We start from the raw sequence: 14202 nt of genomic DNA on the forward strand, positions 1-14202 counted from the left end.
AACCGCAGGACAAGCCGGAGCGTCTTCAACGAAAGCGCCGGGGGGCGTGTAAACCGTGACAACTCAGGGCGTCGAACCGTCTCAAAAGCACGTCCATCATTCGAATGGCCGAGGGATGGGGACCCCTGCGGTCGTAGGGTTGATCCTGGGAAGGCCTGCGGGAAGGCCGCTCCCGAACAGCCGCCTCGAGGGAGGTCCAGTTCAGTGACCAGTCAGGTCAGCAGCGCAGCGGAGCAGGCCGACGAAGCCGTCGTGGGAGAGCAGCGCAAAGAGAGCGGCGTGAAGGATGTCCGCCGTCTCGACCGGGTGATCATTCGTTTCGCGGGTGACTCCGGTGACGGTATGCAGCTCACCGGTGACCGTTTCACCTCGGAGACGGCCACCTTCGGCAACGACCTGTCCACCCTTCCCAACTTCCCCGCCGAGATCCGGGCCCCTGCCGGAACCCTGCCGGGGGTCTCCTCCTTCCAACTCCACTTCGCCGACCACGACATCCTGACTCCGGGCGACGCGCCGAACGTGCTGGTCGCGATGAACCCGGCGGCCCTGGCGGCGAACATCGCCGACCTGCCGCGCGGCGCCGAGATCATCGTCAACACGGACGAGTTCACCAAACGGGCGATGCAGAAGGTGGGGTACGCGGCCTCGCCGCTGGAAGATGGATCGCTCGACGGTTACAGCCTTCATCCGGTCCCCCTGACCACGCTGACCGTCGAGGCCCTCAAGGATTTCGACCTCAGTCGCAAAGAGGCCGAGCGCAGCAAGAACATGTTCGCGCTCGGCCTCTTGTCATGGATGTACCACCGGCCCACCGAGGGCACGGAGAAGTTCCTGCGGGCGAAGTTCGCGAAGAAGCCGGAGATCGCCGAGGCGAACCTGGCCGCGTTCCGGGCGGGCTGGAACTTCGGTGAGACCACCGAGGACTTCGCCGTCTCCTACGAGATCGCCCCGGCGACGACGGCCTTCCCGGTCGGCACCTACCGCAACATCTCCGGGAACCTGGCCCTGTCCTACGGATTGGTCGCCGCGTCTCGCCAGGCGGACCTGCCGCTCTTCCTGGGCTCCTACCCGATCACCCCGGCCTCGGACATCCTGCACGAGCTGAGCAAACACAAGAACTTCGGTGTCCGGACCTTCCAGGCCGAGGACGAGATCGCGGGCATCGGCGCGGCGCTGGGCGCGGCCTTCGGCGGTTCGCTGGCCGTCACCACCACCTCCGGTCCGGGAGTCGCGCTGAAGAGCGAGACGATCGGTCTCGCCGTCTCCCTCGAACTGCCGCTCCTCGTCATCGACATCCAGCGCGGCGGCCCCTCCACCGGTCTGCCGACCAAGACCGAGCAGGCGGACCTGCTGCAGGCGATGTTCGGGCGCAACGGCGAGGCGCCGGTGCCGATCGTCGCTCCCCGCACGCCGGCCGACTGCTTCGACGCGGCGCTGGAGGCGGCCCGGATCGCGCTGGCGTACCGCACGCCGGTCATGCTGCTGTCGGACGGCTACCTGGCCAACGGCTCCGAGCCGTGGCGCATCCCCGAGCTCGACGAACTGCCGGATCTGACCGTGCAGTTCGCGCAGGGCCCCAACCACACCCTCGACGACGGCACCGAGGTGTTCTGGCCCTACAAGCGCGACCCGCAGACCCTCGCCCGCCCCTGGGCCGTGCCCGGCACACCGGGTCTCGAACACCGCATCGGCGGGATCGAGAAGGAGGACGGGACCGGGAACATCTCCTACGCCCCGGCCAACCACGACTTCATGGTCCGCACCCGCCAGGCCAAGATCGACGGCATCGACGTACCCGATCTGGAGGTCGACGACCCGCACGAGGCGCGCACGCTGGTGCTGGGCTGGGGGTCGACGTACGGGCCGATCACGGCGGCGGTACGACGCCTGCGGACGGCCGGCGAGGCGATCGCGCAGGCCCATCTGCGCCATCTCAACCCCTTCCCGCGCAACCTGGGCGCGGTGCTGAAGGCGTACGACAAGGTCGTCATCCCGGAGATGAACCTCGGGCAGCTCGCCACGCTCATCCGGGCGAAGTACCTGGTCGACGCGCACAGCTACAACCAGGTCAACGGTATGCCGTTCAAGGCCGAACAGCTCGCCACGGCTCTCAAGGAGGCCATCGATGGCTGAGACGTCCACGGAAGGCTCGGGCACGATCGAGGCACTTCAGCTCGTCCCCAAGGCCGAGGCCCGCCAGAGCATGAAGGACTTCAAGAGCGACCAGGAAGTCCGCTGGTGCCCCGGCTGCGGTGACTACGCGATCCTCGCGGCGGTCCAGGGTTTCATGCCGGAGCTGGGGCTGGCCAAGGAGAACATCGTCTTCGTCTCGGGCATCGGCTGCTCGTCGCGGTTCCCGTACTACATGAACACGTACGGCATGCACTCCATCCACGGCCGCGCCCCCGCGATCGCGACGGGCCTGGCCACGTCACGCCGGGACCTGTCGGTGTGGGTGGTCACGGGCGACGGCGACGCGCTGTCGATCGGCGGCAACCACCTGATCCACGCCCTGCGCCGCAACGTCAACCTCAAGATCCTGCTCTTCAACAACCGGATCTACGGCCTCACCAAGGGCCAGTACTCCCCGACCTCCGAGGTCGGCAAGATCACGAAGTCGACGCCGATGGGGTCGTTGGACGCCCCGTTCAACCCGGTGTCGCTCGCCATCGGCGCGGAGGCGTCCTTCGTGGCGCGCACGGTGGACTCGGACCGCAAGCACCTCACCTCGGTGCTGCGTGAGGCGGCGGCCCACCCCGGCACGGCGCTGGTCGAGATCTACCAGAACTGCAACATCTTCAACGACGGCGCCTTCGAGGCCCTGAAGGACCGGCAGCAGGCGGAGGAGGCGGTGATCCGCCTGGAACACGGGCAGCCGATCCGCTTCGGCGCGGACCTGTCCAAGGGGGTCGTGCGGGACGCGGCGACCGGTGATCTGAAGGTGGTGGCGGTGACGCCGGAGAACGAGTCGCGGATCCTGGTCCACGACGCGCACGCGTCGTCCCCGACGACCGCCTTCGCGCTCTCCCGGCTCGCCGACCCGGACACCCTGCACCACACGCCGATCGGCGTGCTGCGGTCAGTGGACCGGCCGGTGTACGACACCCAGATGTCGGACCAGCTGGACTCGGCGATCGTGCAGAACGGCAAGGGGGATCTGGGAGCGCTGCTGGCGGGGGGCGACACCTGGACGGTTGTCGGCTGACACGCGCAGACGACGCGAAGGGCCCGTATGCCGGAGCACGGCATACGGGCCCTTCACCGTTCCCTGCGGTTCTGCTCCTCAGCCGGGTGAGGACTCCGAGTCCGGGCCCACGACCCACCACTCCTCGAGGTCGTCCAGCCGTTCGTCCATGATCGCGTCGACGGCCCTGCCGACCCGTGCCTCGAAGGAGTCCGCCGGCAGCCCCTCTCGCCCATGGGCCGACCGCTCCCAGTACTCGACGAAGACCGGACTGCGGCGCAGCACCTTCAGATGCCCCAGGAGTTCGGCACGGTCGGTCGCACCGATCCGGTGGGAAAGGAGGATGAGCGAGTACTGGGCGTTGGCGGTGAGCATCTGGCGGCGCTTGTCGTCGGACAGATTTCTGAAGGTGCTGAGCGCGTCGGCGAGCACCTGGTCGTCGATCGCGCGGTCCAGGCGTTGCAGGAAGAAGCCCTGCAGTCGGATCAGGTTCGCCCGGTGGAGTTCGGTCGCGATGCGGTCGTAGCCGTCCGCCATGTGCCCGAGCTGCCGGGCAACCTCCTGAAGCAGCTCCGGCACCGTTTTCTCCTGTTCGGGCACGGTCATGCCGCCCCACCCCCGATTCGTCGCGACCCCGCCGTGTCCCTCCCAGCGTGCAAGTCGGCGCGGAAAGCCGGAAGAGGGCGCTCAAGCCTGGTTCTTCGTCGCGTCGTACACGTCTCGCGCCTCCTGCACCGCCGCCATCCGCCGGGCGGTCCACTCCGCCAGCCCTCGCACCTGTTCCGCCGCCTCGCGGCCGAGGTCGGTGAGGGAGTAGTCGACCCTCGGCGGGATCACCGGCTTGGCGTCCCGGTGCACCAGGCCGTCCCGCTCCAGGGTCTGGAGTGTCTGCGTGAGCATCTTCTCGCTGACCCGCCCGATCGCCCGGCGGAGTTCGCTGAAGCGGTACGGGCGGTCGAGGAGCTCGATCAGGACCAGGACGCCCCAGCGGGACGTCACGTGTTCCAGGACGAGGCGGTGGGGGCACATCGCCTCGCCGGTGTCGGGTGTGGCGGCCTTGTCGGTCACGGGACCCACTGCACTTACTGGCATGCCAGTACCTTACTTCAAAGTGGGTACTTTCGCAGAGTTAGCGCTTGCCCTATGGTTAGTGACACCGCACCCCACAAGGAGATCCCACATCATGAGCATCGTCGTCACCGGAGCCACCGGACACCTCGGCCGCCACGTCGTGGAGCAGCTGCTCGAGAAGGTCCCGGCCGAGCAGATCACCGCCGTCGTCCGCACCCCGGAGAAGGCCGCCGACTTCGCCGCGAAGGGCGTGAAGATAGCGGTCGCCGACTACAACGCACCGGAGACCTTCGACGGCATCCTCGCCGCCGGTGACAAGGTGCTCCTGATCTCCGGCAACGAGTTCGACAAGGGCCGCCCCGCCCAGCACCAGGTCGTCATCGACGCCGCCAAGGCCGCGGGCGTGGCGCTTCTCGCCTACACCAGCGCCCCCGGCACCCTGACCGCCGCGCTCGCCGACGACCACCGGGCCACCGAGAAGGCGCTGCTCGCCTCCGGCCTGCCCTACTCGCTGCTGCGCAACGGCTGGTACAACGAGAACTACACCGAGAACCTCGCCCCCGTCCTGGAGTACAGCGCGGTCGTCCAGGCCGCCGGCGACGGACGCGTCTCCTCCGCCTCGCGCGCCGACTACGCGGCCGCCGCCGTGGCCGTGCTGACCGGCGAGGGGCACGAGAACACGACGTACGAGCTGGGCGGCGACGAGGCCTGGAGCTTCGCCGAGTACGCGGCCGAGGTCGGCAAGCAGGCCGGCAAGGAGATCGCCTACAACGCCGTCTCCGTCGAGGCCTACACCGGGATCCTGACCGGCGCCGGACTGCCCGCGCCGTTCGCCGGGATCCTCGCCGGCGTCGACGCCTCCATCGCGAAGGGCGAACTGGTCGTCTCCTCCGGTGACCTGTCCCGCCTGGCCGGCCGCCCCACCACCCCGATCGCCGAGTCCGTCTCGGTCGCGCTCAAGGGCTGATCACTCCCCCGGCGGACCCTTGGGTGCCACACCCCCGCCTGTCATGACCGTATAGCGATACGGGCATGACAGGCGGGGGTGCTCGGCGTTACCGTCTTGCGGGCGAGGACGACGCGAGAAGGAGGGTCCGTGAAGTCCAGGGGCGAAGGACACATAGGTCTGCTGAACGGCTTCGCGGCCTATGGGATGTGGGGTCTCGTCCCCCTGTTCTGGCCCCTGCTCAAGCCGGCCGGGGCCGCGGAGATCCTCGCCCACCGGATGGTGTGGTCACTCGCCTTCGTCGCTGTCGCGCTCGTCGTCGTACGGCGCTGGGCCTGGGCCGGTGAACTGCTGCGGCAGCCGCGCAGGCTCGCGCTCGTCACCGTCGCCGCGGCCGTCATCACCGTGAACTGGGGCGTCTACATCTGGGCCGTGAACAGCGGCCACGTCGTCGAGGCCTCGCTCGGGTACTTCATCAACCCGCTGGTCACCATCGCCATGGGCGTGCTGCTGCTGAAGGAACGGCTGCGGCGCGTGCAGTGGGTGGCGGTCGGGGTCGGCGCCGCCGCCGTGCTCGTCCTCACCGTCGGGTACGGCCGGCCGCCGTGGATCTCCCTCACGCTCGCCTTCTCCTTCGCCACCTACGGCCTGGTGAAGAAGAAAGTGAACCTCGGCGGTGTCGAGTCGCTGGCCGCCGAGACCGCGATCCAGTTCCTGCCCGCGCTCGGCTACCTGCTGTGGCTCGGCGGCCGGGGCGACCTCAGCTTCGCCACCGAGGGCCCCGGGCACGCGGCACTGCTCGCCTCCACCGGTATCGTCACCGCGCTCCCCCTGGTCTGCTTCGGCGCCGCCGCGATCCGCGTGCCGCTGTCCACCCTGGGGCTGCTGCAGTACCTGGCGCCGGTCTTCCAGTTCCTGCTCGGCATCTTCTACTTCGGCGAGGCCATGCCGCCCGAGCGCTGGGCCGGGTTCGCCCTGGTCTGGCTGGCCCTGTCGCTGCTCACCTGGGACGCCCTGCGCACCGCGCGCACGCTCAGGAGGGCGATCAGCAGGCCCAGCACCACCATCACGACGGGCACCGTCAGCGCCGTACGGAAGGCGGAGAGCCTGGCCGCGGGTCCCGAGTCGCTGGACTCGCCCAGCGCGAGGCCGTAGACCGCCGTCACCGCCGAGATCCCGATCGCCGAGCCGAACTGGGTCGCGGTGTGCAGCAGCCCGCTCGCCAGGCCCTGCTCGGACTCGCCGACCCCGTCCGTCGCCGCGATCGTCAGCGGTCCGTAGGCCAGCGCGAAGGCGGTGCCCGCGATGCACAGCGTCGGGAACATCGCCAGGTAGGGCCAGTCCATGCCGACCGGCAGGAAGAGGCCGTAGGCGAGCACCGCCAGCAGGAAACCGCCGACGATCACGCGTACGACGCCGAAGCGGGCGACGAGCCTCGGGGTGAGCGTGGGTGCCAGCACGGCGTCGCAGCCCATGACCACCAGGGCGACCGCGGTCCGGAGCGAGGACCAGCCGCGCAGTTCCTGGAGATAGAGCGTCACCACGAACTGGAAGCCGAAGAAGGCCCCGACGAACAGCAGCGCCCCCAGGTCGGCCCGCACGACCTGTCCCACACGCAGTATCCCGAGCCGGACCAGGGGGCTCGCGGTCCGGCGTTCCACGGCGACGAAGACGGCCCCGAGCAGCAGCGCGCCGAGAGCGGCCGCCGCCGTCGACCGCCACGCGTCCAGGCCGTGTTCCAGGCGTACGACCGTATAGGCGGCCAGCAGCATCGCGCCGGCGGCGGTGAGGGTGCCGAGGACGTCGAACCCGTGGCCGGTCGGGGGCGGGGCCGCCGGACGCGGGATCAGCCGGAACGCGGCGAGGAGCAGCACGCCGGCCATCAGCACCGGCGCGAAGAACACCCAGCGCCAGCCGAGCTCGGTGAGCAGGCCGCCGATCACGAGACCGAGCGAGAAGCCGCCGGCTCCGGTGCCGGCGTAGACCAGCAGGGCCTTGTCGCGCTGCGGGCCCTCCTCGTAGGACGTGGTGATCAGGGACAGTGCGGCCGGGGTCATGAAGGCGGAGGAGATCCCGGTGGCGAAGCGGGCGACGACCAGCATCCAGCCCTCGGTCGCGAAGCCTCCGAGGCCCGAGAAGAGGAGGAAGACCGCCAGCCAGAGCAGGAACATCCGGCGGCGGCCGAGCAGGTCGGCGGCACGTCCGCCGAGGAGGGTGAAGCCGGCGTACCCGAGCACGTACGCGCTCATCACCCAGGCCGCGGTGTCCGTCGCGAGCCCGAGATCGGACCGGATCGACGGGACCGCGACGGCCATCATCGCGATGTCGGCGCCCTCCAGGAAGATCGTTCCGCAGAGGACGAGCAACAGCGCCCAGGCTCGCGCTCCCATGGCAACACTCCGTAGGTAGGGGGAGTTACTCGCTGAGGACGTGGACAGCACTTCGGCGGTGAGCGGGACTCCGCGGTCACCGGCCACGGCGACGCGGCGCCCCTTCCATGGGACACCCGGAGGGGCTGCCGGGTAAGGCACATCCTCGGGTGCATGCCGATGGAAGTCGCTCAGGTCAGTCTCCGACCTCGTCCGCCGTTATAAGTGACCTCATGACGCAGACAACTCCGACGCGGACAACTCCCGCACCCCTGCACTGGAAAGTGGTCGTCGACGCCGGTGACCCGCACGCCCAGGCCGACTTCTGGGCCGGCGCCCTGCACTACGCGGCCGAGGACAACGACGCGCTCATCGGGCGGCTGCTGGAACTGGGCGCGCTGCCGCGCGAGGCGACCGTCGAATACCACGGGCGCCTCGCCTTCCGGGACCTGATCGCCGTACGGCATCCCGACGACCCCTACGACAGGGACAGCGGCACGGGGCTGGGGCGGCGGCTGCTGTTCCAGCGGGTGCCGGAGGCGAAGACGGTCAAGAACCGGCTCCACCTGGATGTACACGCCCCGGACGGGCAGCGGTCGGCCGAGGTCGAGCGACTGACGGGGCTCGGGGCGAGCGTGCTACGGGAGGTGCGGGAGCAGGGCGGCGAGTGGGTGGTGATGGCGGATCCGGAGGGGAACGAGTTCTGCGTGCAATGAGCCCTTGACGGCGACGAGGTCCGTTATGCGAACAGGCGTGACCGGATTGCGCCCTTGACGGAGAGTCAACCTCAGCTTCACCATCCAGGCACCCATTCGCTGTGGGATCCCTGTGAATTCAGGGATCCCCATGGAATTCGGAGCCCCCCACATGAAGCTCTCGGTTCCCGGACGCGTCACGGCCACCGCCGTCGTCGTCACCGCTTCCCTCCTGGCCGGCGGATCCATAGCCGGCGCGGCCCCCGCGGGACAGCCCGCGGTGGCCGCGGCCCCGGACATCCCGGTGGCCAACGTGAAGGCGCATCTGACCCAGCTGCAGTCCATCGCCACCGCCAACGGCGGCAACCGCGCGCACGGCCGCACCGGCTACAAGGCCTCGCTCGACTACGTCAAGGCCAAGCTGGACGCCGCCGGATTCACCACGACGGTCCAGCAGTTCACGTCCTCCGGCCGCACCGGCTACAACCTCGTCGCGGACTGGCCGGGCGGCGACACCAACCAGGTGATCATGTCCGGCTCGCATCTCGACAGCGTGACGGCGGGCGCGGGCATCAACGACAACGGCTCCGGCTCGGCGGCCGTTCTGGAGACCGCGCTCGCCGTCTCCAGGGCCGGCTACCAGCCCACCAAACACCTGAGATTCGCCTGGTGGGGCGCCGAGGAGCTGGGCATGGTCGGCTCCCGCTACTACGTCAACAGCCTCTCCACCGCGAACCGTTCACGGATCAGCGGCTATCTCAACTTCGACATGATCGGCTCGCCGAACCCCGGGTACTTCGTCTACGACGACGACCCGGCCATCGAGAAGACCTTCAAGGAGTACTACGCCGGCCTCGGCGTCCCGACCGAGATCGAGACCGAGGGCGACGGCCGCTCCGACCACGCGCCGTTCAAGAACGCGGGCGTGCCGGTGGGCGGGCTGTTCAGCGGCGCCGACTACGTCAAGACGGCGGCGCAGGCGGCCAAGTGGGGCGGCACGTCGGGGCTGGCCTTCGACCGCTGCTACCACTCCTCGTGCGACACATCGGCCAACATCAACGACACGGCGCTGGACCGCAACAGCGACGCGGTGGCGTACGCGGTGTGGGGGCTGTCGCAGTAACAGCGGCCCGCGGGCTACTGCGGCCCGCGGGCTACTACGGCCTGCGGGCTACTGGTCGGCGGTCCGTGCCCGTTCCGTGAGGCGGAGCATGCGGGCGCGGGCCGACTCCAGTCGGTCCAGGTCCTCGGCCGCCGGGCCCTCCCCGGCGGCCATGTCCGTCCACAGGGTGAGCAGTTCACGGCCGAGCTCCAGGCCCCGCAGGGGATCCTGTACGGCCTTCCACGCGGTGGCCGCGCTCTGCACATTGCCGTAGGCCGCCTCGGCGTCTCCGGCGCGGTGCTGGATGGCCGCGAGGTCGAGGGAGATCTCCACGGCCTGGATCAGCTCGCCGCCCAAGTAGGCGATATAGGCGGCGAGTTCGCGCACCCGCAGCACGTCGGGATGTTCACCGCCCAGGATGTCGGACGCCTGGGCGACGGCCCGCTCGGCCAACTCCGCCGCGACGTCGGTCCGCCCTTCCTGCACGGCCTCGCTGATCCGCGCCACCGGTTCCACGAGAACGGCGTCGTCCACCACCAGTCCCTCCCCCAGCACGGCCTCGGCCACCGCGTCGAACCCTCGCACGGGCGTCGGCTGGGGACCGGGGTCGTCCAGGAGGGGGACGGGGTCCAGGAGAGGGGCGGTGCGAGGCGTGCTCTGAGCCGACGGCAGGGGCCGCGGCTGCGACACGTCGACGAAGCCGGCCGCCGACGGCAAGGGCCTGAGGGCGGGTACGGGGCCGGGCTCCGTCGGCAGGGGCAAGGGGGTCGGTGCCAGGCCGGGGTCGGTCGGCAGGGGCAGAGGGGTCGGTACCGGGGCCGGCCACGCCGGAGCGGGCGCCGCGTCAGAACCGGTCGTCGGCAGCGGGCCGGGCGCGGGGGCGAAGCCGGGCTCCGGGAGCGCCTCGGAGGCCGGCCTGGTGCCCATGACGGGTGGCGGGCCGAACTCGCCCGTCGGGGGTACGGCCGTTCCGGGGGTCCGAGCCGGAGTCGGGCCGGTGGCCCCGATGCCCGGCAGCCGACGCAGGACCTGGGTCGGGGACGGTTCGGCGTCCGTCCGCCGGTCCTCGGGCAGCTTCCGGAAGCGGAACGTCGGGGCCGGGTCCGGTGTCGGCTCCACCGGTGGCTGTGCGGAATGTTCGGGCCGGTCGTGCGGGGCAGGTTCGTCCTGGCCGCCCGCGGCCGGCCACGACACCTCCGGTGCGAGCCCCGCCGGTCCGGTGACCCCGGATCCCGTGGTCGGTGCCGGTGCCCCCGGTTCCTCGGCGGCCGGCCCGACCTCCCCCGCGCCCTCGGGCGGAGCCATCCGCACCGGATCGGCGGTGAAGCGGCTGGAGCCGTCCGTGGTGACCTCCAGGGGGACCACGTAGCCGATGCGGGCGTCGTGGATCGTGGCGTGGACGGGCCCGCCCGCGGTCCGGGCGAGGCGGTGGAGGTGGGTGAGGACGGCTTGTTGGAGCTCCTCGCCGGGGGGCGCGGTGACCGGACTTCCGGCCACCGTCGCGACCTCACCGGTCACGGGGACGCGGACGTCGATCGGGGTCGCCCCCCGCTGGTGGTCCAGCTTCTTCTCGCGGCTGAGTCGAGACATCTCATCCCTCACGGTCGTGCACGTACTGTCGAGTCTCTCGGTTCGCTCCCTGTTCTCACGTCACCGTGATGTCACAGGCCTGTTCCAGGGGGTGCGGGGCGGGTGGGATGGCAGGGTCGGAGCGCGGGCATGCGGACCGACGTGCAACGAAAGGCGGAGAGTGTGCAGCAGGGGCCGGAGATCTGGATCCGCGGGCCGGTGCCCCCCACAGGGAGACGGTACGCGTGGGTCGGTACCCATGGTGGCGCCGGCGTCTCCACCCTGGCCGCCGTCTACGGCGGTCACGACAGCGGACGCGACTGGCCCGGCCCCGGCGCCCCGGCCTCCGTCCTCCTCGTCGCCCGTACCCACGCCGCGGGGCTGCTCGCCGCCCGCCGCGCCCTGGAGCTGTTCCGGCGCGGCGAGCACCCGCGGGGCCTCGACCTCGACGCCGTCGTCCTTGTCGCGGACGCCCCCGGGCGCCTCCCCCGGCCGCTCTCCCGGCAGGTCAAGGAGATCGAGTCGGCGGTGGACGTGTACCGCGTGCCCTGGGTGCCGGCCTGGCGCCTCGGCGACCTGAACGGGTCGCCCCCACGCGGAACCGATGCACTGACCCGCCTCACCCGGGCCACCGGCTGACCGGTCCCCCATCCGACGCGGCTCCCTCCCCGACCGCACCTCCCTCTCCGCCCTGGACAGATTCATGCGCACGCATATAATGCATGTGCGAGTATGTGCCCTACGCCGACCACCTGAGGGATTCCCATGACGCGCCGCTTCCTGTTCGTGCTCGGCAGCAGCCGCAGCGAGGGCAACACCGAGCTGCTGGCCCGCCGGGCCGCCGAGCAGCTGCCCACCGACGTCGAGCAGCAGTGGATCAGCCTCGCCGAGCATCCGTTGCCCGACTTCCTGGACCTTCGGCACGACAGCGAGTACCTGCACTCCCCCACCGGGGACGCCCCGCAGCGGCTGCTCGACGCCACGCTCGCGGCGACGGACATCGTGATCGCCTCGCCGGTCTACTGGTACTCGGTCTCCGCGCTCACCAAGCGCTACCTGGACTACTGGTCGGGCTGGCTGCGCACCCCCGGCCTCGACTTCAAGGCTCAGCTTGCCGGGCGCACCCTGTGGGGCGTGTCCGTGCTCGCGGACGACCGGCCCGTGGTCGCCGACCCGTTCGTCGGCACGCTCAACAACTCGGCCGCGTACATGGAGATGCGGTTCGGCGGGGTACTGCTCGGCAACGGCAGCAACCGGGGCGATGTGCTGAAGGACGAGGCCGCGCTGACCCGGGCGAAGACGTTCTTCGAGCAGGAGGCACCGCTCGCCCGCTTCCCGGGTGAACAGCTCACGCCGTGATGTCTCACACCGTGACGTCCTTCGCCATGAACCTCGCCCACGCCGCCGAGCCGAACACCGCCGCGTACAGGGCCTGCAGGCCCAGGTTCCGCACCAGGTCGTCCCAGTAGACCGGTTCGCGCATGAGGTCGGCGAAGGACAGCCAGTAGTGGGAGAAGAAGTAGGGCTGCAGGGCGTGGAGCTGGGGTATCTGGTCGAGGATCTGGACGGTGATCAGCAGGCCGACCGTCGTGGCCATCGCCGCGATGCCGCTGTTCGTGAGCGTCGAGACGAACAGGCCCAGGGCCGCCACACCGGTCAGTGACGCGGCCACCACCAGGGCGATCAGCAGGGCTCTTCCCAGGCCCTCCGCGAAGGTGATCTGTGTGCCGGAGATCGTCGTCAGGTCGCCCAGCGGGAACAGGACTGCTCCGACCGCCAGCGCCGAGAGCGCGACCACGAGGGTGGCGACCAGGCAGAAGGCCATCACTGTCGCGTACTTGGTGAGCAGCAGTCGGGTGCGGCCCGCCGGGGCGACCAGGAGGTAGCGGAGGGTGCCGGCGTTGGCCTCGCCCGCGATCGCGTCGCCCGCGATGACGCCGATGGCCATCGGGAGGAAGAAGGGAAGGGTCGCGGCGAGGGCGGTGAACACCAGGAACAGGCCGTTGTTGGTGATCTGGGAGATGAAGGCGGGACCTCCGCCACCGCCGCCGGCTGAGCCGTCGTCGCCGGTTTCGATCTTCACCGCAATGCCTACGAGGATCGGGACCGCTGCGAGTACGGCGAGCAGGGCCAGGGTTCGCCAGCGGCGGAACGTGGTGTGGAGTTCGTTGCGGAAGAGGGTGGCTCGGAAGGTCGTACGGCGGCTTTCGGTTTGTGGGGGCTGGTCGCGCCCCTGAACAACGATCTCCTCAGCCTGCGACATCGAAGCCCTCCCCCGTCAGCGCTACGAAGGCGTCCTCCAGAGAGGCCCGCTCCACCCCGAAGCCGCGCACCCGGACGCCTGCCTTGACCAAGGCCGCGTTGATGTCGGCCAGTTCGCTGTCCGGAGGGTCGGCTGTCACCCGGTCCTCGGCGATGACCACATCGCTGACGCCCTGCTCCTTCAGCACCCTGGCCGCGTCCGCGGTGTCCGGTGTCGTCACGACCAGCCGCCCCCTCGCGCCCGCCGCCAGCTCCGCCACCGGGCCCTGGGTGATCAGGCGCCCCTGGGCCATCACGGCCGCATGGGTGCAGACCTGTTCGATCTCGTCCAGGAGGTGGGAGGAGAGGAAGACGGTGGTGCCGTCCGAGGCCAACTCCCTCACCAGGGAACGGATCTCCCGCATGCCCTGGGGGTCGAGGCCGTTGGTCGGTTCGTCCAGGACCAGGAGTTCGCGGGGCTGGAGCAGGGCCGCCGCCAGGCCCAGCCGCTGTTTCATGCCCAGCGAGTACGCCTTGGCCTTCTTGCCGGCGGCGGCCGCCAGACCGACCCGGTCCAGTGCCGCCGCCACCCGGACGCGCCGGGTGCGCGGGTCGGCGGTGGGGTCCGCGGCGTCGTAGCGGACGAGGTTGTCGCGGCCGGAGAGGAAGCCGTAGAGGGCCGGGCCCTCGATGAGGGCGCCGACGCGCGGGAGCACCGCCCTGGTGGCGCGCGGCATGGGGCGGCCGAGTACGCGGGCCGAGCCGGAGGTCGGCTCGATGAGGCCCATCAGCATGCGGATGGTGGTGGTCTTGCCCGAGCCGTTCGGGCCGAGGAAGCCGAAGACGCTGCCCGCCGGGACGGTCAGGTCGAGACCGTCCACGGCGAGTTGTCCGCCGCGGTAGCGCTTGGTGAGCGCGCGGGTGTGGATGACACTGTCACCCGCCTCGCTCGGCTGCGGTTCCTCGGCGGACCCTTCGTCCATCTGTTCCCTCGATTCGTCCTCACGCGGCGACTACGTACAGTG

13 protein-coding genes and 1 pseudogene are annotated in these 14202 nt (G+C 70.4%); 8 read left to right on the forward strand and 6 right to left on the reverse strand.

Annotation, left to right across the window (positions count from 1 at the left end; translation table 11 throughout):
• The first annotated feature begins 204 nt into the window (after positions 1-204).
• Positions 205-2133, forward strand: coding sequence for a 2-oxoacid:acceptor oxidoreductase subunit alpha (locus ACFYRX_RS04360; RefSeq protein ID WP_389096465.1), 1929 nt, complete (start codon positions 205-207; stop codon positions 2131-2133).
• Positions 2126-3205 (forward strand): 2-oxoacid:ferredoxin oxidoreductase subunit beta, encoded by a 1080-nt coding sequence (locus tag ACFYRX_RS04365; protein WP_389096467.1) that lies wholly within the window; start codon positions 2126-2128, stop codon positions 3203-3205. The genes ACFYRX_RS04360 and ACFYRX_RS04365 overlap by 8 nt, the downstream gene beginning before the upstream one ends.
• A gap of 78 nt (positions 3206-3283) precedes the next feature.
• Here ACFYRX_RS04365 and ACFYRX_RS04370 read toward each other — a convergent pair whose 3' ends face one another.
• Together ACFYRX_RS04370 and ACFYRX_RS04375 are read right to left on the reverse strand one after the other, a co-directional pair.
• A complete protein-coding gene (locus ACFYRX_RS04370; protein WP_389096469.1) occupies positions 3284-3790 on the reverse strand; it encodes a DUF6082 family protein in 507 nt (168 codons plus the stop codon).
• An 81-nt stretch (positions 3791-3871) separates the two neighbouring features.
• A complete protein-coding gene (locus ACFYRX_RS04375; protein WP_389096471.1) occupies positions 3872-4276 on the reverse strand; it encodes a winged helix-turn-helix transcriptional regulator in 405 nt (134 codons plus the stop codon).
• Positions 4277-4367: 91 nt separating this feature from the next.
• Here ACFYRX_RS04375 and ACFYRX_RS04380 point away from each other — a divergent pair, with 91 nt between their 5' ends.
• Together ACFYRX_RS04380 and rarD are read left to right on the forward strand one after the other, a co-directional pair.
• Positions 4368-5222, forward strand: coding sequence for an SDR family oxidoreductase (locus tag ACFYRX_RS04380; protein WP_389096473.1), 855 nt, complete (start codon positions 4368-4370; stop codon positions 5220-5222).
• A gap of 129 nt (positions 5223-5351) precedes the next feature.
• A complete protein-coding gene (gene rarD, locus ACFYRX_RS04385) occupies positions 5352-6356 on the forward strand; it encodes an EamA family transporter RarD (protein WP_389096475.1) in 1005 nt (334 codons plus the stop codon).
• Positions 6357-6436: 80 nt separating this feature from the next.
• Here rarD and ACFYRX_RS04390 read toward each other — a convergent pair.
• Positions 6437-7591: pseudogene (locus ACFYRX_RS04390) on the reverse strand (MFS transporter); the annotation flags it as partial.
• Positions 7592-7803: 212 nt separating this feature from the next.
• On the opposite strand from ACFYRX_RS04390, the gene ACFYRX_RS04395 reads away from it, so the two are divergent.
• On the forward strand, positions 7804-8286 hold the full coding sequence (locus ACFYRX_RS04395; RefSeq protein WP_389096477.1) for a VOC family protein: 483 nt from the start codon (positions 7804-7806) through the stop codon (positions 8284-8286).
• A 151-nt stretch (positions 8287-8437) separates the two neighbouring features.
• A complete protein-coding gene (locus ACFYRX_RS04400; RefSeq protein WP_389096930.1) occupies positions 8438-9388 on the forward strand; it encodes a M28 family metallopeptidase in 951 nt (316 codons plus the stop codon).
• Positions 9389-9436: 48 nt separating this feature from the next.
• Here the strand turns inward: ACFYRX_RS04400 and ACFYRX_RS04405 are convergent, their stop codons facing one another.
• Entirely contained in the window at positions 9437-10957 is a 1521-nt protein-coding gene (locus tag ACFYRX_RS04405) for a hypothetical protein (RefSeq protein ID WP_389096479.1), read from the reverse strand.
• Positions 10958-11086: 129 nt separating this feature from the next.
• On the opposite strand from ACFYRX_RS04405, the gene ACFYRX_RS04410 reads away from it, so the two are divergent.
• Positions 11087-11575 carry a DUF6668 family protein gene (locus tag ACFYRX_RS04410; protein WP_389096481.1) on the forward strand — a complete coding sequence of 163 codons (489 nt, stop codon included), beginning with the start codon at positions 11087-11089 and terminating at the stop codon, positions 11573-11575.
• Positions 11576-11701: 126 nt separating this feature from the next.
• On the forward strand, positions 11702-12295 hold the full coding sequence (locus ACFYRX_RS04415; RefSeq protein WP_389096483.1) for a flavodoxin family protein: 594 nt from the start codon (positions 11702-11704) through the stop codon (positions 12293-12295).
• Positions 12296-12299: 4 nt separating this feature from the next.
• Here the strand turns inward: ACFYRX_RS04415 and ACFYRX_RS04420 are convergent, their stop codons facing one another.
• The gene (locus ACFYRX_RS04420; RefSeq protein ID WP_389096485.1) at positions 12300-13199 is read right to left on the reverse strand and encodes an ABC transporter permease; all 900 of its coding nucleotides are present in this window, start codon (positions 13197-13199) and stop codon (positions 12300-12302) included.
• A complete protein-coding gene (locus tag ACFYRX_RS04425; RefSeq protein ID WP_389096487.1) occupies positions 13186-14160 on the reverse strand; it encodes an ABC transporter ATP-binding protein in 975 nt (324 codons plus the stop codon). The genes ACFYRX_RS04420 and ACFYRX_RS04425 overlap by 14 nt, the downstream gene beginning before the upstream one ends.
• Between the last annotated feature and the right edge of the window lie 42 nt (positions 14161-14202).

The sequence above is a fragment of the Streptomyces sp. NPDC005374 genome, assembly GCF_042872225.1.
GTDB lineage: Bacteria > Actinomycetota > Actinomycetes > Streptomycetales > Streptomycetaceae > Streptomyces.

Excerpts from the sequence above, each read along its gene's own strand:
- ACFYRX_RS04410 (WP_389096481.1), top strand. The coding sequence starts at position 11,087 with ATGCGGACCGACGTGCAACGAAAGGCGGAGAGTGTGCAGCAGGGGCCG.
- ACFYRX_RS04380 (WP_389096473.1), top strand. The coding sequence starts at position 4,368 with ATGAGCATCGTCGTCACCGGAGCCACCGGACACCTCGGCCGCCACGTC.
- ACFYRX_RS04425 (WP_389096487.1), bottom strand. The coding sequence starts at position 14,160 with ATGGACGAAGGGTCCGCCGAGGAACCGCAGCCGAGCGAGGCGGGTGAC.
- ACFYRX_RS04395 (WP_389096477.1), top strand. The coding sequence starts at position 7,804 with ATGACGCAGACAACTCCGACGCGGACAACTCCCGCACCCCTGCACTGG.
- ACFYRX_RS04415 (WP_389096483.1), top strand. The coding sequence starts at position 11,702 with ATGACGCGCCGCTTCCTGTTCGTGCTCGGCAGCAGCCGCAGCGAGGGC.
- ACFYRX_RS04420 (WP_389096485.1), bottom strand. The coding sequence starts at position 13,199 with ATGTCGCAGGCTGAGGAGATCGTTGTTCAGGGGCGCGACCAGCCCCCA.
- ACFYRX_RS04405 (WP_389096479.1), bottom strand. The coding sequence starts at position 10,957 with ATGTCTCGACTCAGCCGCGAGAAGAAGCTGGACCACCAGCGGGGGGCG.
- ACFYRX_RS04375 (WP_389096471.1), bottom strand. The coding sequence starts at position 4,276 with ATGCCAGTAAGTGCAGTGGGTCCCGTGACCGACAAGGCCGCCACACCC.
- ACFYRX_RS04365 (WP_389096467.1), top strand. The coding sequence starts at position 2,126 with ATGGCTGAGACGTCCACGGAAGGCTCGGGCACGATCGAGGCACTTCAG.
- ACFYRX_RS04400 (WP_389096930.1), top strand. The coding sequence starts at position 8,438 with ATGAAGCTCTCGGTTCCCGGACGCGTCACGGCCACCGCCGTCGTCGTC.
- ACFYRX_RS04370 (WP_389096469.1), bottom strand. The coding sequence starts at position 3,790 with ATGACCGTGCCCGAACAGGAGAAAACGGTGCCGGAGCTGCTTCAGGAG.